This window comes from Enterobacter cloacae complex sp. IR53030 (genome assembly GCF_049238365.1).
In the GTDB taxonomy this organism is placed as follows: Bacteria; Pseudomonadota; Gammaproteobacteria; order Enterobacterales; family Enterobacteriaceae; genus Enterobacter; species Enterobacter kobei.
In genome coordinates, this window is sequence record NZ_JBMKHA010000003.1 from 196,470 (window position 1) to 217,418 (window position 20,949).

Annotated in this window: 15 protein-coding genes and 1 other RNA gene; 6 read left to right on the forward strand and 10 right to left on the reverse strand. The window is 58.1% G+C overall.

Annotated elements, in window-relative coordinates:
• Window positions 1–70: 70 nt before the first annotated feature.
• Window positions 71–994 carry a LysR family transcriptional regulator gene (locus ACOTXR_RS04645; RefSeq protein ID WP_222834818.1) on the forward strand — a complete coding sequence of 308 codons (924 nt, stop codon included), beginning with the start codon at window positions 71–73 and terminating at the stop codon, window positions 992–994.
• Here the strand turns inward: ACOTXR_RS04645 and ACOTXR_RS04650 are convergent.
• The 8 genes from ACOTXR_RS04650 to ppsR all read right to left on the reverse strand — a co-directional run bounded on the left by ACOTXR_RS04650 (window position 961) and on the right by ppsR (window position 9,091).
• A complete protein-coding gene (locus tag ACOTXR_RS04650; protein WP_058690482.1) occupies window positions 961–1,740 on the reverse strand; it encodes a heme ABC transporter ATP-binding protein in 780 nt (259 codons plus the stop codon). The two genes, ACOTXR_RS04645 and ACOTXR_RS04650, sit on opposite strands and share 34 nt — an antisense overlap.
• On the reverse strand, window positions 1,733–2,725 hold the full coding sequence (locus ACOTXR_RS04655; RefSeq protein WP_058690483.1) for a FecCD family ABC transporter permease: 993 nt from the start codon (window positions 2,723–2,725) through the stop codon (window positions 1,733–1,735). The genes ACOTXR_RS04650 and ACOTXR_RS04655 overlap by 8 nt, the downstream gene beginning before the upstream one ends.
• Window positions 2,725–3,546, reverse strand: a complete 822-nt coding sequence (locus ACOTXR_RS04660; protein WP_014883505.1) for a heme/hemin ABC transporter substrate-binding protein — start codon at window positions 3,544–3,546, stop codon at window positions 2,725–2,727. Before ACOTXR_RS04660 ends, ACOTXR_RS04655 begins: the two co-directional genes overlap by 1 nt.
• Window positions 3,543–4,571, reverse strand: a complete 1,029-nt coding sequence (locus ACOTXR_RS04665; RefSeq protein ID WP_058690484.1) for a hemin-degrading factor — start codon at window positions 4,569–4,571, stop codon at window positions 3,543–3,545. Before ACOTXR_RS04665 ends, ACOTXR_RS04660 begins: the two co-directional genes overlap by 4 nt.
• Before the next feature lie 35 nt (window positions 4,572–4,606).
• Window positions 4,607–6,589 (reverse strand): TonB-dependent hemoglobin/transferrin/lactoferrin family receptor, encoded by a 1,983-nt coding sequence (locus tag ACOTXR_RS04670; protein ID WP_058690485.1) that lies wholly within the window; start codon window positions 6,587–6,589, stop codon window positions 4,607–4,609.
• Between the two features lie 72 nt (window positions 6,590–6,661).
• Window positions 6,662–6,850, reverse strand: coding sequence for a hemin uptake protein HemP (gene hemP, locus ACOTXR_RS04675; protein WP_014883508.1), 189 nt, complete (start codon window positions 6,848–6,850; stop codon window positions 6,662–6,664).
• Window positions 6,851–7,058: 208 nt separating this feature from the next.
• On the reverse strand, window positions 7,059–8,105 hold the full coding sequence (gene aroH / locus ACOTXR_RS04680) for a 3-deoxy-7-phosphoheptulonate synthase AroH (protein ID WP_222834820.1): 1,047 nt from the start codon (window positions 8,103–8,105) through the stop codon (window positions 7,059–7,061).
• A gap of 152 nt (window positions 8,106–8,257) precedes the next feature.
• Window positions 8,258–9,091 (reverse strand): posphoenolpyruvate synthetase regulatory kinase/phosphorylase PpsR, encoded by an 834-nt coding sequence (ppsR, locus tag ACOTXR_RS04685; RefSeq protein ID WP_014883510.1) that lies wholly within the window; start codon window positions 9,089–9,091, stop codon window positions 8,258–8,260.
• 335 nt (window positions 9,092–9,426) lie between these two features.
• On the opposite strand from ppsR, the gene ppsA reads away from it, so the two are divergent.
• The 3 genes from ppsA (at window position 9,427) to ACOTXR_RS04700 (ending at window position 15,818) form a co-directional block, all read left to right on the forward strand.
• Window positions 9,427–11,805, forward strand: coding sequence for a phosphoenolpyruvate synthase (gene ppsA, locus ACOTXR_RS04690; protein WP_058690487.1), 2,379 nt, complete (start codon window positions 9,427–9,429; stop codon window positions 11,803–11,805).
• Between the two features lie 233 nt (window positions 11,806–12,038).
• A complete protein-coding gene (locus tag ACOTXR_RS04695; RefSeq protein WP_014883512.1) occupies window positions 12,039–13,439 on the forward strand; it encodes an MFS transporter in 1,401 nt (466 codons plus the stop codon).
• A gap of 3 nt (window positions 13,440–13,442) precedes the next feature.
• Window positions 13,443–15,818 (forward strand): glycoside hydrolase family 3 N-terminal domain-containing protein, encoded by a 2,376-nt coding sequence (locus tag ACOTXR_RS04700; RefSeq protein WP_149410243.1) that lies wholly within the window; start codon window positions 13,443–13,445, stop codon window positions 15,816–15,818.
• A gap of 5 nt (window positions 15,819–15,823) precedes the next feature.
• Here ACOTXR_RS04700 and rprA read toward each other — a convergent pair.
• Together rprA and ydiK are read right to left on the reverse strand one after the other, a co-directional pair.
• Window positions 15,824–15,931, reverse strand: an RNA gene (gene rprA / locus ACOTXR_RS04705) — antisense sRNA RprA.
• 209 nt (window positions 15,932–16,140) lie between these two features.
• Window positions 16,141–17,256, reverse strand: a complete 1,116-nt coding sequence (ydiK, locus tag ACOTXR_RS04710; protein WP_014883514.1) for an AI-2E family transporter YdiK — start codon at window positions 17,254–17,256, stop codon at window positions 16,141–16,143.
• Window positions 17,257–17,456: 200 nt separating this feature from the next.
• Here ydiK and ydiJ point away from each other — a divergent pair, with 200 nt between their 5' ends.
• Together ydiJ and menI are read left to right on the forward strand one after the other, a co-directional pair.
• Window positions 17,457–20,513: a D-2-hydroxyglutarate dehydrogenase YdiJ gene (ydiJ, locus tag ACOTXR_RS04715; RefSeq protein WP_058690489.1), complete on the forward strand. Its 3,057-nt coding sequence runs from the start codon at window positions 17,457–17,459 to the stop codon at window positions 20,511–20,513.
• Entirely contained in the window at window positions 20,510–20,920 is a 411-nt protein-coding gene (gene menI / locus ACOTXR_RS04720; RefSeq protein WP_014883516.1) for a 1,4-dihydroxy-2-naphthoyl-CoA hydrolase, read from the forward strand. Before ydiJ ends, menI begins: the two co-directional genes overlap by 4 nt.
• The last annotated feature ends 29 nt before the right edge of the window (window positions 20,921–20,949 follow it).

Here is a 20,949-nt window from a genome sequence, read left to right on the forward strand (position 1 = left end):
ACCCACTCATTTGGATTTCTTATTAATTTCCTGTTAACTAAATTTTTTCAATTAGTTAACAGGATGAAAAATGAGAATGAGTGTCAAACAGTTACGCGCGTTTTTAGCGGTAGCTCACACTCTCAATTTCGCGCACGCCAGCGAACGCTTAAATCTTTCCCAGCCAGCGCTGAGCCTGACGATTAAAAGCCTGGAAGATGCGCTCGGTGGGCCGCTGTTGCAGCGGAGCACGCGCAAGGTTGCCCTCACGCAGGAGGGCGAAACATTTCTGCCGATGGCGCGGCAGCTGCTGGCCGACTGGGATAACGTGGAAGAGGCAATGCACCAGTGCTTTACGCTCCAGCGCGGCAAAATCTCGGTCGCGGCGATGCCGTCGTTTGCCGCCAACGTTTTACCGGAAGTGCTGAAAGCGTTTCGCGATCGCCATGCCGGGGTCAACGTCACCGTGCATGATGTCATCAACGAGCAGGTGATTGAGATGGTGCGGGAAGGGCGGGTTGAGATGGGGATTGCCTTTGAGCCGGCACCCATGCACAACCTGCTGTTTACGCCGCTGGGGCTGGACAGGTTTGTCGCCATTGTGCCGAAAGATTCCGCGCTTGCGGGAAAAAAGCGCCTGGCATGGGAGGAGTTGCTGACGCTGGATTTCATCACCCTGCAGCGCCCTTCGGCGGTACGTCTGATGATGGAGGAGGAGCTGGCGCGGAGCGGCAGAAAGCTGGACGTGGCGCTGGAGAGTCATCAACTGGTGACGGTAGGGCGCATGGTCGCCAGCGGGCTGGGTGGCAGCGCCGTGCCGGCGCTCTGCGAGGCGCAGATGGCTTCCCTGGGCGCGGTCTGTATTCCGCTGGATAACCCGCCCATTGAAAAGTGCATCGGGGTGATCCATCCCGGGCACACGCAGCTCTCTAAAGCGGCGCATGCCCTGCTGGAAACGCTGAAGGACTTTTATCACCCCGCTCAGGGAGCGAGGAACACCTGCGGCACGGCATGAGCCGGATGGCTGCCGACCAGCACCTGCGCGCCATACCAGCGCGCCAGCGCCCCGGCCTGCAAAACGTCCTCCGGTGTCCCCCGGGCGACCAGCCTGCCGTTATGCAGCAGCAGGATACGATCCGCCCACAGTGCCGCCAGATTAAGATCGTGCAGAACCACGCAGACGTGGAGATGCCCCCGACGGGTCAGGGTTTTCATCAGGCGCAGCAGATGTTGCTGGTGGAAGAGATCCAGTGCGGAGGTCGGTTCATCAAGAAACAGCCAGCCGCGTGGGGCGCCGTCGCACCAGAGTTGGGCCAGCGCCCGAGCGAGCTGGATCCGTTGCTGCTCGCCTCCGGAGAGTGCCGAATAGCTTCTGCCCGCCAGGGGTAAACAGCCTGTGATCGCCATGACCTCCTCAACCACTGACGCCTCAGGGGAGCGCGTCCAGGGGGCGCGCCCCATACCGACCACGGCTTCCACCGGCCAGTCGAATCCGGGCTGCGTATTTTGACGCATCACTGCCCGGTAGCGGGCGAGGGTCTCCGTTGGCCAGTCCGCAAGCGGCGTGCCTGCCAGACTGCACCGCCCGCTTGCGGGTGTGAGATAGCCGGTCAGCAGCCGTAATAATGTCGATTTCCCGGCACCGTTAGGGCCAATCAACGCGACCAGCTCACCCTGAGATAAGGTCAGTGATACATCGTCGATCAGCGTCCGTTGCCCGGCGTGAAAGACCAGGTTTTCCGCACAATAGCGTTCAGCCATGCGCACCTCCACGACGAAAGATAAGCCACAGGAACCACGACGCACCGAGAAGGCTGGTCAACAACCCGACGGGCATTTCCGCCGGGGTGACCAGAGTGCGCGCCAGCGTATCGGCAGCCAGCAGCAGTAACGCTCCGGCCAGCACCGAGGCGGGGATCGCGGCCCGGTGGTCGGCCCCCAGCCACATACGCATCAGGTGTGGGACCACAAGGCCAACAAAGCCAATCACGCCGCTGATGGCCACCGCCGCAGCGACCAGCAGGGCGCTGCACAGCAGCAGGATCCGCTGTACCCGGGCAACATCCACCCCGAGATAGTGCGCCTCTTCATCACCCAGCTGCAGCAAATTGAGTGGACCAGCCAGCCGCCAGATAATCAGAACCGCAGGCACCATCAGCGAGGTCACCGCAAGCAGGGTGGACCACTGCGCCTGCCCGAGGCTGCCCATTCCCCAGAGCGAAAGCTGGCGAAGCTGCGCATCGTTGCTAAGCCAGGAAAGGAGACCGACGGCCGCGCCGCACAGGGCGTTGATGGCGATCCCCACCAGCAGTAAACGGGACAGGGAACCGTGACGCTGCTGGCTGAGCAGGAAGATCACAACGGTTGCAGCCAGCGCGCCGAGGAATGCCGCAACCATCGGGGCGTAAAGCATCATCAGGGCCGGCAACGTGACAGGAATAACCACCCACAGCGCGACCGCCAGCGCCGCGCCGCTGCTGATCCCAAGCAAACCCGGGTCTGCCAGCGGGTTGCGGAACAGTCCCTGCATCACGCACCCGGCCAGCGCCAGCGCGCCGCCAATCACCAGCGCCAGCAGTACGCGGGGCAGGCGAATGGTCAGCCAGATCTGACGCATCGCCTCATCGCTGCCGTTCCACAGCAGGCTGACCGGCAGAGGCAATGCCCCAAAGCCTGTTGCCGTAAGGGTCATGATGCTCAGAATTGCGGCCAGCATCCACAGCGACAGTGCGATCCGCCGGGACATCAGGGCAGTTGCTCCGCTTTAGCACGCAACTGCCGGATGGCTTCCGGCGTGCGCACGCTGAAACCCAGCAGCGCCATGTCATCAATCGCCAGCAGCTGTTTGTGCCGTCCCGCCGGGGTTTGCGCCAGTCCGGGCAGCTTCCACAGATTCGCCTCGCCACCCAGCGCGTTCACGCCGTCCTGCGAAATCACCACCATGTCGGGCTGGCTGGCAATAATCCCTTCCTGCGACAGCGGCTGATACCGCGTGAAACCCTGCATCGCGTTCTGTAACCCGGCGGCACGGATGGCGGCATCGGCGCCGGTTTGCTGTCCGGCGGCCATGGCGGTCATTCCCCCGTGGTTGAGGATAAACAGCACCCGCTTGTTGAGCGGTTCTGCGGGCAGAGCCGCCACCGCCTGACGTAGCGAGCGGCGCAGGCTCTCTCCCTGCGCTTCACGGTGCGTGGCCTCGGCAATAATGCGGATCTTTTCGTCAATGACGCTCAGATCGTTGCGGCCAGGAACGGTAATCACCCTGACGTGACTGCGTTCAACCTGCTTTAACGCCAGAGATGGCTGCGCCTGGTCGCTGGCCAGCACCAGCGTGGGACGCATGGACAAAATCCCTTCGGCGTTAAGCTGGCGCAAATAGCCCACATCGGGGAGCGCGTTCGCTGCCTGCGGCCACTGGCTGGTACTGTCGCGTGCGACCAGCGAAGAGTCCGCGCCAAGCGCATAGACAATCTCCGTGACGTCGCCGCCAAGGGTGACAATTTTCTCCTGCGCGGCGGCAAACGCCACCAGTGGCAGGGCGCTCAGCAGGGCAAACCACGTCTTCATGCGGCCAGCCCTTTTGGCGTCAGGGCATCAATCTGGCTACGCCACTGGCTCTGCTCCGGCTCGCCTTCCGTACGCTGACCATAGAGTTGGGCAATTTGCGTGCCGTCTGCGGCAAACAGTTCCAGGCTGGTGACGTGACCGTCTGCAGTTGGTTTGCGCGTGACCCAGCTCTCCGCAATCGTCTCCTCCAGCAGATGCAGGGTAAAGGTGGGGTTAAAGATGTTCAGCCAGCCTTTCATCGGCACGACTTTCTCCACCGCGCCGGTGAAGATCTGCACGCAGCCGCGGTTACCCACGAAGATCATGATTTCGTTGCCGTGCTGGCGCGCGGTTTCCAGCAGCAGTGCCAGCGCGTTGTTTTCAACCTGGCAGGCGAGGTCGTCGCCCACCAGGCGAAATGCCTGCTGGCGGCTGAGGTTGTGGCGTTTCAGCAGGCCGAAGAACTGGTGCACGTCAGTCATCGCACGCCACGCTTTGTCCACGAGGGCGGCATCTGCATTTTCGGCATGCAGCGGGGCCTCGGCAGCCTTCAGCTCAAGCGATGGGTTATCGGCAAAGATAAAGCGGGTCAACACGTCAGCCCAGGCGGCGAGGTCGGTGTTGTCCGTGGTATAAACTTTCAGTACGGCATCACCCTGATGATCGAAAAACTGAATGCTCTGCCGCTCGCCGCGTGCGGTGGTTTCGCTGAGGTGAAACGCGCTTGCCCACTGGTTGAGGAACAGGCGCAGATCCAGTCCGCGCGGGTTCAGCACCAGCCCGGCGTGGCCGTTCAGGTGCTGATGGGTGAAGCTGCCTGCCTGCTCGTGAACGGCATAGTCGTTGCGGCAGATGCATTTTGTTTCCCCTACGGCTTCAAGCGCGCCTAAGATCTCGCGAATTTCACCGCGCAGTCGCCAGGCATCATGGCCCACGCGCGCAAAGGTCAGTTCTGCTTCACTGAGGTTCATTAACCCTGCAATATCGCGCGCATACTTACCCGGGTTTTCTTCTTTTAGCGCCAGCCAGCGCGTGTAGTGATCCATTGTCTTTTCCTTCTGAATAGTTGCCCCGCGGGGAATTACCACTGATAACTCACAAAAATCTTGCCGTTACGACCGTCCTGCGGAATACCCTGAGGAGACCAGTACTCCTTGTCGAAGGCGTTACCCAGCACCAGCGTGGTGGTGATGCCCTTGAGCTGCTCCTGGCCCTTATAGCTGACGTAGATGTCGTTGACCGCATAGCCCGGCTGTTTGCTGTAACTGCTGCTGACATGGGTTGAACGATCGACAAAGGTGCCGATCCAGCCCACGGAGAAGCCGCTTTGCGCCACCGGAATATCCAGCCTGCTGGTGACGGTGTCCGGGTTGATGCTGGAGATGTACTCGCCGGTATCGGTATCTTTTCCGCGCGTGCGGTTATAGGCCAGATCGAGGTTAAACAGGTCAGCCGAGTATTTTGCCATCACGTCCCAGCCCCATATTTTGGCGTTCGGAACGTTGTACGACATGGTGGTCGCCGCGGCAAAATTGACGGTGGTGGAGATGTAATCTTTGGCTTTGGTATCGAAATAGCTGGCCTTGAACTCCAGCCCGTCGTTGGCGAGCATCAGGTCGTCAAAGCGCAGGCCAAAACCAAACTCCTGCGTTTCGTTGGTTTCCGGGCGCAGGTTCGGGTTAGGCACCCAGTAGTTAGTGTAGAAACTGCCGATGGAGAAGTGTTTGGCGTCGTTATACATCTCGCCCATGGTCGGGGCGCGGAAGGCCTGAGCGTAAGAGCCAAACAGCATCAGCCAGTCGGTAGGGCTGACGGTTAACCCGGCGCGGGAGGACCACTTGTCGGCATCCACGTCGTCGTAGCCCTCGCTGCTACCCCGATAGTTGTCATAGCGCGTGCCGCCCAGCAGGGTAACGGGCAGATCGCGCAGGGTGATTTCATCCTGCAGCCAGCCGGAGCTAAAGTCGATTTTCGCCTCCGGGAAGCCGGTGGTGGTGCCACCCGGACGTTGTTCCTGACGATAATATTCCCCGCCGTAGGTCAAAAGGTGAGAGGCAAAGGTGTCGCCAAACAGGCGGGTACGGTTTTCTACTTTGCCGCCTTTGGTGGTCTGCTTGCGGAACTCACCGGTGCTGTCGATGTTCTGGGCATTTATGCGCGCCTCTGACCAGTAAACTTTTGCATCGGCGTTCAGCCAGTCGTTCCCTTCCGGCGCCAGACGGTAACCCAGCTGTGCATCACGCTGGATGGTGGAGCGGTCGGTGATGGGGTTGCTGCTGGTGGCATCGGGGGTTTGCGGGTTTTTCGGCTGCTGCGCGGCGTTGTTGTAGTAGCGCAGGGAGCCGCTTAACGTCTGAGCCGGGTCGATTTTCCAGCTGCCTTTCGCCAGCATGTTATTAATGGATTCGTCGTTTGGGGCACGCTTGCCGTCGCTCTGGCGGATATCGCCGCGGTCACGGCTGGACCATGACACCAGACCGTCAAGCGTATCGGTGCGGCCATAGGCGCTGGCCCCCATCCCGAGGCTATGATCGCCTGTCGCACCGGTACCAAACACGCGGTAACCGCTGTTTTTGCCCGGTTCCAGGAGATCTCTGGCGTCAACGGTGTCATAGGAAATCACGCCACCCAGCGCACCGCTGCCGTAGAGCAGCGCCGACGGACCGCGCACAACTTCGATACGTTTGATCAGCGCCGGGTCGAGGAACGTGCTGTTGAGGTGTCCGGTGTCGGTACACTGACGCACGCCGTCAACCAGCACCAGCACGCCGCGTCGGTCATAACCGCGCAGATTAACGTCCTGACCGTTGGTGCGGCCGGTGCCGTCCAGCGTCAGGCCTGGCACGTTACGCAGCAGGTCGGCGGCAGAGCTGGCGGTCTGTTTTTCCGGGGCAGCGGCGTCAATCACGCTCACCATCATCGGGGCTTCGAAGGCGCTACGGGCGTTGCCGGTAGCGGTGACGGTTATTTCATCTGCGGCAGCAAACGCGACGCCCGGCAGGGTACTGACAATCGCCAGCGCCAGAAGTGACGGGCGTAAACATGCGGTATGCAGGTGTGGCATAGCAACTCTCCATAAAGAATCGAAAGCGCTGGCTGCCTGGGGGTCACCTGGGTGGCTGGCGAATGTTTTGGTTTATTTTGTGAGGATCAATTTTCCGGCATTCGTCTGGCGCAGCAGGTAGTGCTGGCCGTCATGCTCGATAATCACCCGGCCCTCATCACCCAGCAGGCTTTTGCTGTCGATGCGACGATCGGTGGAGGCAGGGGCGGGCGCTGTGTGTTTGTTTGCTGGCGTTGCCGCGCGGTTATCCGTAGGTGACATAATATTTATAAATAACAATCAATGTAACAATGATAATCATTATCAATAAACTACAATTTCACGGCAAGCGTTTTTGTGAAAATAATGTGACGGGATCAAATTTTGGGGGAAGGTGCGGTCTGATGCCCTCACCCCGACCCTCTCCCATGGGGAGAGGGAGAAGGGCACGAACCGTAGGCCGGGTAAGCGCAGCGCCACCCGGCGGGGATCAGAAGCGCGTATCTATCGCAGACGCCAGCTTTTCCAGCAGCAGTTCGCTGTCTTCCCAGCTCAGGCACGGATCGGTGATTGACTGGCCGTACACCATCTGCTGTCCGGCAACGATTTTCTGCGTGCCTTCCTTGATAAAGCTTTCGGCCATAATACCCGCGATGGCGGTTGAACCGCTGCGGATCTGCTGGCAAATTTCATCGCAAACGTCCAGCTGGCGGCGGTGCTGCTTCTGGCAGTTACCGTGGCTAAAGTCCACCACCAGATGTTCCGGCAGATCGAATTCGGCCAGTGTTTCGCAGGCGGCGGCGATATCGTCGGCATGGTAATTGGGTTTCTTCCCGCCACGCATAATGATGTGCCCGAAAGGGTTACCGCTGGTCTGGTAGATAGTCATATGACCACTTTTATCCGGCGACAGGAACATGTGGCTGGCACGCGAGGCGCGGATCGCGTCAACAGCGATACGGGTGTTGCCATCGGTCCCGTTTTTAAAGCCGACCGGACAGGAGAGGGCGGAGGCCATCTCGCGGTGGATCTGGCTTTCAGTGGTGCGTGCGCCGATCGCGCCCCAGCTGATCAAATCGGCAATAAATTGCCCGGTCACCATATCGAGAAATTCAGTCGCCGTCGGGACGCCCAGCTCGTTGACCTGGAGCAGCAGCTTGCGTGCCAGTTCGATACCGTGATTCACACGATAGCTGCCGTTGAGATCGGGATCGGAAATCAGCCCTTTCCAGCCCACCACGGTACGCGGTTTTTCAAAGTAGGTGCGCATCACAATTTCAAGGCGATGCTGATACTTATCCCGCAGTCCCTGAAGGCGTTTGGCATAATCCAGTGCTGCATCCAGATCGTGGATAGAGCAAGGGCCAATCACGACCAGAAGACGCTTTTCTTCACCATTCAGGATTTTTTCAATACGTCGGCGGGAGGCCGTAACATGTTCCGCAACCGTGGCGGAAACGGGATGCCGATGAGCCAGTTCAGCCGGTGTGACCAGGCTGTCAATGCGCGCCGTGCGGAGTTCGTCGGTTTTATTCATGATTTGTCTCAGAAAATTTTTGCTTCATCGGCAGACTACCGGGAAGTGATGGGCATCACATTAAACCAATCCCTGCTGATTTCAAGTTCGGGGCGATACCGCCCCGTTGTTGCAGAGGATGATACCCGAATCTGAGTTAATGTACTAGCATATTAGTACATGCGACGATTAAGTCCCATGATGTCGAGAATTTTGGTGGCGATCTCTTCTACCGAATAGTTAGTGCTGTTCAGCCACGGGATCTGGTTTTTGCGGTACAGCGCTTCCACTTCGGAGACCTCCATGCGGCACTGGCGCATGGAGGCGTAGCGGCTGTTCTCGCGGCGCTCTTCGCGGATCGCGGCCAGACGCTCCGGGTTAATGGTTAGCCCGAACAGCTTGTGTTGTAGCGGCTTGAGTGCAGCGGGCAGCACCAGGTTATCCATGTCGTCGGCAATAAAGGGGTAGTTGGCGGCGCGAATGCCGAACTGCATCGCCAGATAGAGGCTGGTCGGCGTTTTACCGCAACGCGACACGCCAAGTAAAATCACCTGTGCCTGGTCGAGATTGCGCAGAGAAATACCATCATCATGCGCCAGGGTGTAGTCGATGGCGGCAATACGCGCATCGTATTTGGTCAGGTTGCCAGGGTTCAGCCCATGGGTACGGTGGGCGATAGGCGTCGGGTCAAGCTTCAGCTCGCTCTGGAGCGGGGCCACCAGCGCCTGGACGATATCCTGGCAGAAGCCCTCGCTTTGCAAAATGATGTGGCGAATTTCGGGGATAACGATGGAGTAGAACACCAGCGGACGGACGCCGGTCTGCTGGTAGATGGCGTCGATCTGGTCCTTCACCGCTTTGGCGCGGCTCTCATTTTCCACGAACGGCAGCGTGATGCTGTTAATCGATACGGGGAACTGCGACATGACCGCGTGGCCCAGCACCTCGGCGGTGATCGCCGTACCATCAGAAATATAAAAAACGTGACGATCGACAGCATTATCCATTTTACCCACCCTGAATATCATACGTAATTGTCTGAAAGCATAAATTAAAAAAGTAATTTACACAGCAAAGAACTTATCCTAATTATGAATGAAACACTGTTTTTGATTTTCCTGAAAAGTGGATTTCATTTTTCAAATAGCGACTTTATTTTTGTGGTTAACGGCTGAATTTAGAGGAATCATCGGGTTAATCGCTGGTGGGAAACTATCCGAAAAGTTGAAAATTTAAATTGCTTACACGATTCACCGTTTTTTTAGCGCAAATAAATATGCCAGTATAAATACGTAGTCAGGTGTTACTTACTCCGATCAAATATCACAAAAGGATTGTTTCGATGTCCAACAATGGCTCGTCACCGCTGGTGCTTTGGTATAACCAACTCGGCATGAATGATGTAGACAGAGTTGGGGGCAAAAATGCCTCCCTGGGTGAAATGATTACAAATCTGTCCGGTATGGGTGTTTCCGTACCAAACGGGTTTGCCACAACCGCCGATGCGTTTAACCTGTTTTTAGACCAGAGCGGTGTAAACCAGCGCATTTACGACCTGCTGGATAAAACGGATATTGATGATGTGACCGAGCTTGCTAAAGCCGGGGCGCAGATCCGCCAGTGGATCATCGACACACCTTTCCAGCCGGAACTGGAAAAAGCCATTCACGATGCTTACAACCAGCTCTCCGCTGACGATGCGCAGGCCTCCTTTGCCGTGCGTTCTTCCGCAACCGCAGAAGATATGCCGGACGCGTCGTTCGCCGGGCAGCAGGAAACCTTCCTGAACGTTCAGGGCTATGATGCGGTGCTGGTGGCCGTGAAGCACGTATTTGCTTCCCTGTTCAACGACCGCGCCATCTCCTATCGCGTGCACCAGGGCTACGACCATCGCGGCGTCGCGCTCTCCGCTGGCGTCCAGCGCATGGTGCGTTCAGACGTAGGCTCATCCGGCGTGATGTTCTCCATCGATACCGAATCGGGTTTCGACCAGGTGGTGTTCATCACCTCTGCATGGGGTCTGGGTGAGATGGTGGTGCAGGGCGCGGTGAATCCTGACGAATTTTATGTACACAAGCCTACGCTGGCCGCGGGTCGCCCGGCGGTGGTGCGCCGCACCATGGGCTCGAAAAAAATCCGCATGATCTATGCCCCAACCCAGGAGCATGGCAAGCAGGTTAAGATTGAGGATGTGCCGCAGGAGCAGCGCGACCGCTTCTCCCTGACCGACGCCGAAGTGCAGGAACTGGCGAAGCAGGCGGTGCAGATTGAAAAACACTACGGCCGTCCGATGGATATCGAATGGGCGAAAGACGGGAACACCGGCAAGCTGTTTATCGTCCAGGCGCGTCCGGAGACCGTCCGTTCTCGCGGTCAGGTGATGGAGCGTTATACGCTGCACGCCCAGGGCAAAATTGTGGCGGAAGGTCGCGCGATTGGTCACCGCATCGGTGCCGGTCCGGTGAAAGTGATCCACGACATCAGCGAGATGAACCGTATTGAGCCAGGCGATGTACTGGTGACCGACATGACCGACCCGGACTGGGAACCGATCATGAAGAAAGCGGCGGCCATCGTCACCAACCGTGGCGGCCGTACCTGCCATGCGGCGATCATTGCCCGCGAACTGGGTATTCCTGCGGTTGTCGGCTGCGGTGACGCAACCGAACGCATGATGGACGGACAGAACGTAACCGTCTCCTGTGCCGAAGGCGATACGGGCTACGTGTATGCCGATATCCTCGACTTCAGCGTGAAAAGCTCCAGCGTGGATACCATGCCGGATCTGCCGCTGAAAATTATGATGAACGTCGGTAACCCAGACCGTGCGTTTGACTTCGCCTGCCTGCCGAACGAAGGCGTTGGCCTGGCGCGTCTGGAATTTATCATCAACCGCATGATCGGCGTGCACCCGCGTGCGCTGCTGGAGTTTGACGACCAGGACGCGAAACTGCAGAACGAAATCCGCGAGATGATGAAAGGCTACGACTCGCCGAAAGAGTTCTACGTTGGCCGTCTGACCGAAGGGATCGCCACGCTGGGCGCGGCGTTCTACCCGAAACGCGTGATCGTGCGTCTGTCTGACTTTAAGTCAAACGAATACGCCAACCTGGTCGGCGGTGAGCGCTACGAGCCGGAAGAAGAGAACCCAATGCTGGGCTTCCGCGGCGCCGGACGCTACGTGTCCGACAGCTTCCGCGACTGCTTCGCGCTGGAGTGTGAAGCGGTGAAACGCGTGCGCAACGACATGGGGCTGACCAACGTCGAAATCATGATCCCGTTCGTGCGTACGGTGGATCAGGCGAAAGCGGTAGTGGACGAGCTGGCGCGTCAGGGGCTCAAGCGCGGTGAAAACGGACTGAAGATCATCATGATGTGTGAGATCCCGTCCAACGCCCTGCTGGCCGAGCAGTTCCTCGAGCACTTTGACGGCTTCTCTATCGGCTCGAACGACATGACGCAGCTGACGCTGGGTCTGGACCGTGACTCCGGCGTGGTCTCTGAGCTGTTCGATGAGCGTAACGAGGCGGTGAAAGCGCTGCTCTCCATGTCCATCCGTGCGGCGAAGAAACAGGGTAAATACGTCGGGATTTGTGGTCAGGGTCCTTCTGACCATGAAGACTTTGCCGCCTGGCTGATGGAGGAGGGGATTGATAGCCTGTCCCTGAACCCGGACACCGTGGTGCAAACCTGGCTGAGCCTGGCGGAACTGAACAAGTAACGCCAGCATGACCCGAAAAGGCGAGGATATTATTCCTCGCCTTTTTTATTTCATTTCATATTTGCTCCCCATCACAAATAAAGTAAAAAACCAAATATCATAATTTGTCTGTTAATTTAGACAATTGTTAGCGCGCAAAGCGTTGCTAATACTTGAGCCTTACTGCGCATTTCTCTTCAGAAGATGCGCAACTGGTTGAAATACGTTTTAACCTGATAAAAAGGCAAATAACAATGACACTTTCCTCTGTATTGCGTACCAAAGATAAAATAGGGTATGGCCTAGGTGATATGGCCAGCGCGCTGGTCTGGCAAACGGCCACGTTATTTCTTGCTTACTTCTATACGGATGTTTTTGGTTTACCCGCGGCCATTATGGGAACCATGTTTTTAGTGGTGCGCGTGGTTGATGCGTTTGTCGACCCGTGCATTGGCGCACTGGTTGACCGCACCCAGACGCGTCATGGTCGTTTCCGTCCCTGGCTGCTGTGGTTTGCCATTCCTTTTGGCGTAAGCTGCCTGATTACTTTCTATGTACCGGACGTCGGGCCGACGGCTAAAATCGTTTATGCCTGCCTGACCTACGCTATCCTGAGCCTGATTTACTCCGCGATTAACGTGCCTTACTGCGCCATGCCGGGCGCACTGACGCTGGACCCGCGCGAGCGTCACTCCCTGCAGTCATGGCGCTTTGGTCTGTCATTTATTGGCGGGTTGATTGTGACGGTTATCGCATTGCCGCTGGTCTCACTGCTGGGCCAGGGCAACGTGCAGAAAGGCTATTTCTATGCCATGAGCCTGATGGGGCTGCTGGGCATTGTGCTGTTCTTCTGTTGCTTCCTGATGACCCGCGAGCGGTATTCTCCGCGCAATGATACCTCCGGCTCCATGCTCACCGATTTAAAACTGCTGGGCCGCAACAGCCAGTGGCGTATTGTGTTCCTGTTTAATATTTTGCTGCTGACCGCGGTGGTAACGCGCGGCTCCGCCACGATGTATTACGTGAACTATGTGCTGTTGCGCCCGGATCTGGTATTTGCCTTTATTGTTTCCGGAATGGTGGCCTCCTTAAGCGGCGCATTATTATCTGAACGGCTGCTGGGGAAATTTGACCGCGTTCGTGCTTACCAGTGGACGATTATTTCCTTCGTCATTTTCGGCGCGCTGATTTTCTTCCTGCCGCCTTCGCAGGTCTGGCTGATCTTCGGCCTTAACATTGTCTTTAGCTTTATTCAAAACCTCACCACGCCGCTCCAGTGGACCATGTTCTCCGATGTGGTCGACTACGAAGAGCATCGCAGCGGCCGTCGCCTGGACGGGCTGGTCTTCTCCACCGCGCTGTTTGCCATCAAATTTGGCCTGGCGCTCGGCGGGGCGGTGGTGGGCTGGGTACTGGGCATGGTGGATTATGCGCCGGGCCAGGCAGCCCAGACGCCGCACGTGCTGTCGACCATTAACGCGCTTTTCACCCTTATCCCATGCGCGTTGTTCCTCTGCATGGTGGCGCTACTTTCCATCTACAAGCTTAACAGCCGGCTGGTGGATTCCATCGCCCGTGAGCTGGCCAGCAAGCGTGAGGTCAGACCCGAAGCGGGGCAGCTCAGCCCGGCAACCCCTTCCGCACTACAGGAGTAAAACATGACAGCTATCTATAAGGACGCGGGACGTCCCGTGCACGAGCGCGTCGCCGATTTACTGGCGCGTATGACCCCGGAAGAGAAGTTCGCCCAGATGCATGCCTACTGGCTGATCCTCGACGAAAACGGTAACCACCGCGAGCGAAGCGATCTGAGCGACGAATTCGCCGGTGTGAGCGAGCAGGCGTCGCTTGGGGAACGGCTAAAACTGGGCGTCGGGCAGATCACCCGCCCGCTGGGCACCCATATTGTTGACGCAAAAACCGGCGTGCGCGCGGCGAACCGCCTGCAACGTATGATGATGGAAGAGACCCGTCTCGGCATTCCTGCGCTGTTCCACGAGGAGTGTCTGGTAGGACTGCTGTGCAAAGACGCAACGCTGTTCCCGTCCTCGCTGAATTACGGTTCCACCTGGAACCCTGAACTTGTGCAGCGTGCAGCAGAGCAGATTGGCAAAGAGGCGCGCTCTGTGGGCTGCCAGCAGGGGCTGGCCCCGGTACTGGACGTTTCCCGCGACGTGCGCTGGGGCCGCACCGAAGAGACCTTCGGGGAAGATCCGTGGCTGGTGGGGGTGATGGCGACGGCATACGTCAAAGGGTTGCAGAGCGACAAGCGCGATCTGCTGGCGACGCTTAAGCATTACGTGGGTCACTCGTTCAGCGAAGGGGCGCGCAACCATGCTCCGGTCCACCTGGGCTTTAGCGAGCTGAACGACACCTTCCTGCTGCCGTTTGAAATGGCGGTCAAGCTGGCCAATGCCGGTTCGGTGATGCCCGCCTATCATGATATTGATAATCAGCCGGGACACAGTGACAGCTTCCTGTTGACCACCGTGTTGCGTGAGCACTGGGGTTTCGATGGCATCATTGTCGCGGATTATGGCGGCGTCAGCCTGCTGCATCAGCACCATGGCATTTCCCACGATGCGGCAGAATCGGCCGCGCTGGCATTTAACGCCGGGCTTGATGTTGAACTGCCGAAAGATGACTGCGCACGACACCTCGCAGAGGCCGTTGAGCGTGGGCTGATTTCCATGGACAAAGTCGATGAAATCGTGGGGCGTGTGCTGACCGAAAAATTCCGGCTGGGGCTGTTTGAACACCCGTATGCCGACGAAAACGGGATCGATCTGCAAAACGAAGCAACCCGCCTGGTCGCGCGGGACGTGGCGACGCAATCTGTCACACTTCTGGAAAACAACGGCATTTTGCCCCTCGGTGGAAAACCGCGCGTGGCGCTGGTGGGCCCGACCGCAGACGATCCGCTGGCCCTGCTCAGCGGCTACAGTTTCCCGGTTCACCTGATTATCAGCGATATGGTGGAGGAGACTTCGCAGGTGACGACTCCGCGCGCGGCGCTGGAACATTACCTGGGCGCAGCGAACGTGCGCTACGCCAAAGGGTGTCACATTATCGAAAAACGCATGGCGGGTGCACCTGTCTTCCCTGGCGACAGCGGCGGTAAACCGATGCAGCAGTCACCGGTGTCGCAGAGCACCGCCTTGATCCCCGAGGCGGTAAACGCTGCGCAGCAGAGTGATGTGGTGGTGGCCTGCGTCGGCGACCTCGCCGGGCTGTTCCAGAGCGGCACGGTAGGGGAAGGCTCCGATACCGACTCGCTAAACCTGCCCGGCGTGCAGCAACAGCTACTGGACGCGCTGGTGGCAACCGGAAAACCGGTCATCGTTGTCATGACCGGCGGGCGTCCCTACAACCTGCAGGGGCTGGAGGATAAGGTCGCGGCGTTGATGATGGCATGGGCGCCAGGGCAGGAAGGTGGCTGGGCGATTGCGGACGTGCTAACCGGTCGCGCCGAGCCGCAGGGGCGCCTGGTGGTGAGCGTGCCGAAAAGCGCCGGCGCGATGCCGTATTACTACAATCACAAGCTGAAAAGCGGCGGGACGCCGTTCGCGTTCCACTTCGGTGCACGTTATCCGTTTGGTTTCGGTCTCGGCTGGACGCAGTTTAGCTGGGGAGCCGCGAAGGTAGCGGCATCGAGCGTGCCAGTCGACGGCGAGGTGGTCATCAGTCTGGATGTCACCAATAACGGCGAACGCAGCGGCAGCGAAGTGGTGCAGGTTTACGTCAGGGATAAGGTCGCCACGCAGGTACGACCGCTCCAGGAGCTGAAGGCCTTCCAGCGCGTCACGCTCTCGCCGGGGGAGACTGCCACGCTGACCTTTACGCTGCCGGTGGAGATGTTTAACTTCACCCGTCGTGATGGCAAGCGCAATGTTGAGCCGGGTGAGTTTGAACTGCAGATTGGCGCATCGTCGGCGGACATCCGTGAGATCGTGTCGGTCAACGTCACCGGGGAGACGCGGGTTGTACCTGCTGAATGGCGGATGCTCAGTACCTGTGAAGTGACACGCGCGTAGTCAGGATAAAAAAAAGCCCATCGTGGGAGATGGGCAAAGACTACACACAGCAATTCGTTGTTTCACTCAGGGGATTTCCATGCTTATAAATCAAGGTGTTGATCTATAACCGTGAGCTAATAGTAGGCATGTGCGCTTTTAGCGTCGATCAGATTCGTCTCAATAGTTAAAGAGAAGTAAAGATTTCTTGAGGTTTATAGCAGACTTACTGTTGAAAGGGCGGGTCTGACCAGTGTGCAACGAATAAATACTTTAGCAGCATTTAAGTATTGTGGGGAAGGATGTAGGCCGGGTAAGCGTTAGCGCCACCCGGCAACAAAACTTAATGCGTGTTCTTCTCTTCCAGCTCTTCCAGTTCGCCCAGAATCACGTCCGGGTCAGTTTCCGGCGGTGGAATTTCATGCACCCAGGCGGAGAACAGACGCCAGGTCACGGCGAGCAGTACCGGGCCAATAAACAGGCCAATCATTCCGAAGGCAATCAACCCACCGATCACCCCGGAGAGGATCAGAATCAGCGGCAGGTCTGCGCCCATGCGGATGAGGATGGGGCGAATCACGTTGTCCATGGTGCCGACCACGCAGCTCCACACCAGCAGAACCGTTCCCCACGTGGTGTCACCTGTCCAGTAAAGCCAGATAATGCTGGGAACCAGCACCAGTAAGGGGCCCAGTTGCGCAAGACAGGTCATCAGCATGACAACGGTAAAGACGGTCGCGTACGGGACACCGGAAATCGCCAGGCCGATACCGCCCAGCACCGCCTGTACCAGGGCCGTTACCACCACGCCAAGCGCCACGGCGCGCACGGCCTGTGCCGCCAGCAGCACGGCGGCATCGCCGCGTTTGCCCGCCAGTCGGGTGGCAAAGTGACGAACGCCTAACGCCACCTGCTCGCCGCGCCAGTAGAGCAGAGCGCTGAACAGCAGCATCAGGGTACAGTGCATCATAAAGCGACCAATATGGGCCGCCTGACCCACAAACCAGGTGGTGGTGGTGCCAATATACGGACGCACTTTCGCCATCAGCGCGCTGCCGCCCATCTCCAGCAGGCTGTGCCAGCCGCTATAGAGTTTGGCACCCACAACAGGGATGCTGTTCAGCCAGGCGAGATCCGGCAGCGTCAAATCGCCACTGGTAACGGCACGAATCACCGGACCACTAGAGTCCACCAGGCTATTAACCAGCAAGGCAATCGGAATAATAAACAGCAGGAACAACAGTAGCGTCATCACCAGTACGGCGAGGCCGCGACGGCCGAACAGCAGTTTCTGCAAACGCAGCAGCAAAGGCCAGGTGGCAACCACAACGGTTCCGGCCCAGGCGAAGCCGAGAATAAAGGGTTGAACGATCCACAAGCAGGCAATAATCATGAGGGCCAGGAACAGCACCGACAGCAAAATTTGCGCAACATCCCTGGGCTGGCGAACATTGACCATAAATAAAACTTTCCTTAAAAGAACGCCAGTATGGCTGGCGGGAACGGAAAACCGCGTCTCTCTAATCATTAATGATCTCAGCGGTTTTTGACAGGCGGATTTTGCCCGTAATTCTACGAAGCACATAAGAAAAAAATGTGATAAAACTTTCCAGACACAACGCAAACGATTTCACATTACTCTAATTAGGGTCGACAGTAATGATCCCACAGATTTCTCAGGCACCTGGCGTCGTTCAACTGGTGCTTAATTTTTTGCAGGCACTGGAGCAACAGGGTTTTACAGGTGATACCGCCACGAACTATGCCGACAGGCTGACGATGGCCACCGATAACAGTATCTACCAGCTTCTTCCCGATGCCGTCGTTTTCCCTCGTTCAACCGCCGACGTGGCGCTGATTGCCCGGCTGGCCACGCAAGAGCGGTTCGCCTCTCTGGTCTTTACGCCGCGTGGCGGCGGCACCGGGACCAATGGTCAGGCGCTGAACCAGGGCATTATTATTGACATGTCGCGCTATATGAACCGCATCATTGAGATCAATCCTGAAGAGGGATGGGTGCGCGTTGAAGCGGGCGTCATCAAAGATCAGCTAAATCAGTATCTCAAGCCTTACGGTTACTTCTTCGCGCCGGAACTCTCCACCAGTAACCGTGCGACCCTTGGGGGCATGATCAATACCGATGCGTCCGGTCAGGGGTCGCTGGTCTACGGAAAAACCTCCGATCACGTGCTGGGCGTGCGTGCGGTTCTGCTGGGTGGCGATATTCTTGATACCCAGCCGATGCCGGTCGAACTGGCGGAAACGCTGGGTAAAGACAACACCACCATCGGGCGTGTTTATCGCACGGTGCTGGAGCGCTGTCGTGACAACCGCCAGCTGATCCTCGATAAATTCCCCAAACTGAACCGCTTCTTAACGGGCTACGACTTGCGTCACGTCTTTAACGACGATCTGACGCAGTTCGATTTAACCCGGGTGTTGACCGGCTCTGAAGGCACGCTGGCGTTTATCACCGAGGCGCGGCTGGATATCACCCGTTTACCGAAGGTGCGTCGTCTGGTGAACGTCAAATATGACTCCTTCGACTCCGCGCTGCGCAATGCTCCGTTTATGGTTGAGGCGCAGGCGCTGTCGGTAGAAACCGTCGACTCTAAAGTGCTGAATCTGGCGCGGGAGGACATTGTCTGGCACTCCGTGCGGGAGCTGATTACCGACGTGCCGGATAAAGAGATGCTGGGTCTCAATATCGTGGAGTTTGCTGGCGATGACGCGGAACTGATTGAGAGCCAGGTGACGACGCTCTGCCAGCGTCTGGATGATCTCATTGCGCAGGGTGAAGGCGGCGTGATTGGCTGGCAGCTCTGTAACGATCTGGCCGGTATTGAGCGTATCTATGCGATGCGTAAAAAAGCCGTGGGCCTGCTCGGCAATGCAAAAGGCGCAGCGAAGCCGATTCCGTTTGCCGAAGACACCTGCGTGCCGCCTGAGCATCTGGCGGATTATATCGTTGAGTTTCGCGCGTTGCTGGACAGCCACGGCCTGAGCTACGGCATGTTCGGCCACGTCGATGCCGGGGTGCTGCACGTGCGCCCGGCGCTGGACATGTGCGACCCGCAGCAGGAGATCCTGATGAAGCAGATCTCTGACGATGTGGTGGCCTTGACCGCCAAATATGGCGGTCTGCTGTGGGGGGAGCACGGGAAAGGGTTCCGCGCGGAATACAGCCCGGCCTTCTTCGGGGAACAGCTCTATGCGGAATTACGCAAGGTCAAAGCGGCCTTCGACCCGCATAACCGCCTCAATCCCGGAAAGATCTGCCCGCCTGAAGGCGTGGATGCGCCAATGCTGCAGGTGGATGCCGTCAAGCGCGGTACCTACGACAGGCAGATCCCGATTGCGGTGCGATCCTCCTGGCGCGGCGCGATGGAGTGTAACGGCAACGGCCTGTGCTTTAACTTCGATGTGAAAAGCCCGATGTGTCCGTCGATGAAAATCACCAGCAACCGTATCCATTCTCCGAAAGGGCGGGCGACCCTGGTACGCGAATGGCTGCGCCTGCTGGCCGATCGCGGCGTTGATCCGCTCAGGCTGGAGCAGCAGATACCGGAAAAACGGGCCAGCCTGCGCTCGCTGATTGAGCGCACCCGCAATAGCTGGCATGCCAGTAAGGGCGAGTATGATTTCTCCCATGAGGTGAAAGAGGCGATGTCCGGCTGTCTGGCCTGTAAAGCCTGCTCGACGCAATGCCCGATTAAGATCGATGTGCCGGAGTTCCGCTCGCGCTTCCTGCAGCTCTACCACACGCGCTATCTGCGCCCGGTGCGAGACCATCTGGTGGCAACCGTGGAAAGTTACGCACCGCTGATGGCGCGCGCGCCTAAGACCTTTAACTTCTTTATCAACCAGCCGCTGGTGCGCAAGCTCTCCGAAAAGCATATCGGTATGGTCGATCTGCCGCTGCTGTCGGTGCCGTCTCTGCAGCGCCAGCTTGTCGGGCACCGCTCGGCAAACATGACCCTGGAACAGCTTGAGGCGCTCACCCCCGAGCAAAAAGCGAATGTCGTGCTGGTGGTGCAGGATCCGTTCACCAGCTACTACGACGCCCAGGTGGTCGCGGACTTCATCCGCCTGACCGAAAAACTGGGGTATCAGCCCGTGGTTCTGCCGTTCTCGCCCAACGGCAAGGCGCAGCACATTAAAGGCTTCCTGACGCGTTTTGCGAAGACCGCGCGGAAAACCGCTGACTTCTTAAACCGTGTGGCGCAACTGGGTATACCCATGGTCGGCGTCGATCCGGCGCTGGTGCTTTGCTATCGCGATGAATATAAACAGACGCTGGGTGATAAGCGCGGAGAATTCCACGTCATGCTGGTGCATGAGTGGCTGCCGTCAGCCCTGGAAGCGCGCGCGATTCAGGATGTCAGCGGTGAACCATGGTATCTGTTCGGCCACTGCACGGAAGTGACGGCGCTGCCCGGCGCTCCGGCGCAGTGGGCATCCATTTTTGCCCGGTTCGGGGCGAAGCTGGAGAGCGTTAACGTGGGCTGCTGTGGGATGGCCGGTACGTACGGTCATGAAGTGAAAAACCACGCCAACTCGCTCGGCATCTATGAGCTGTCCTGGCACCAGGCCATGCAGCGTTTGCCGCGAAACCGCTGTCTGGCGACGGGCTACTCCTGCCGCAGCCAGGTGAAACGGGTAGAAGGTAACGGCGTACGCCACCCATTACAGGCTTTACTGGAGATAATTGGATGATCTGGAAACGTGCCGTCACGCTGCAGGCGCTGAATGCCATGGGCGAGGGGAATATGGTTGGGCTGCTGGATATCCAGTTTACCCGCATTGGCGACGATGATATTGAGGCCACAATGCCTGTCGATCATCGGACTCATCAGCCGTTTGGTTTATTGCACGGCGGTGCGTCCGTCGTGCTGGCCGAAACGCTGGGCTCGGTTGCAGGGTATCTCTGCACCGAAGGTGAGCAGAAGGTCGTCGGGCTTGAGGTGAATGCCAACCACATTCGCTCAGTGCGCAGCGGACGCGTACGGGGTATTTGCCGCGCGCTCCATGCCGGCAGCCGTCACCAGGTGTGGCAGATTGATATCCTCGATGAGCAGGATCGCCTCTGCTGCTCGTCGCGTCTGACGACGGCGGTCGTGTAAAGTTTTCAGATGAATTGCCTTTGGTCAAA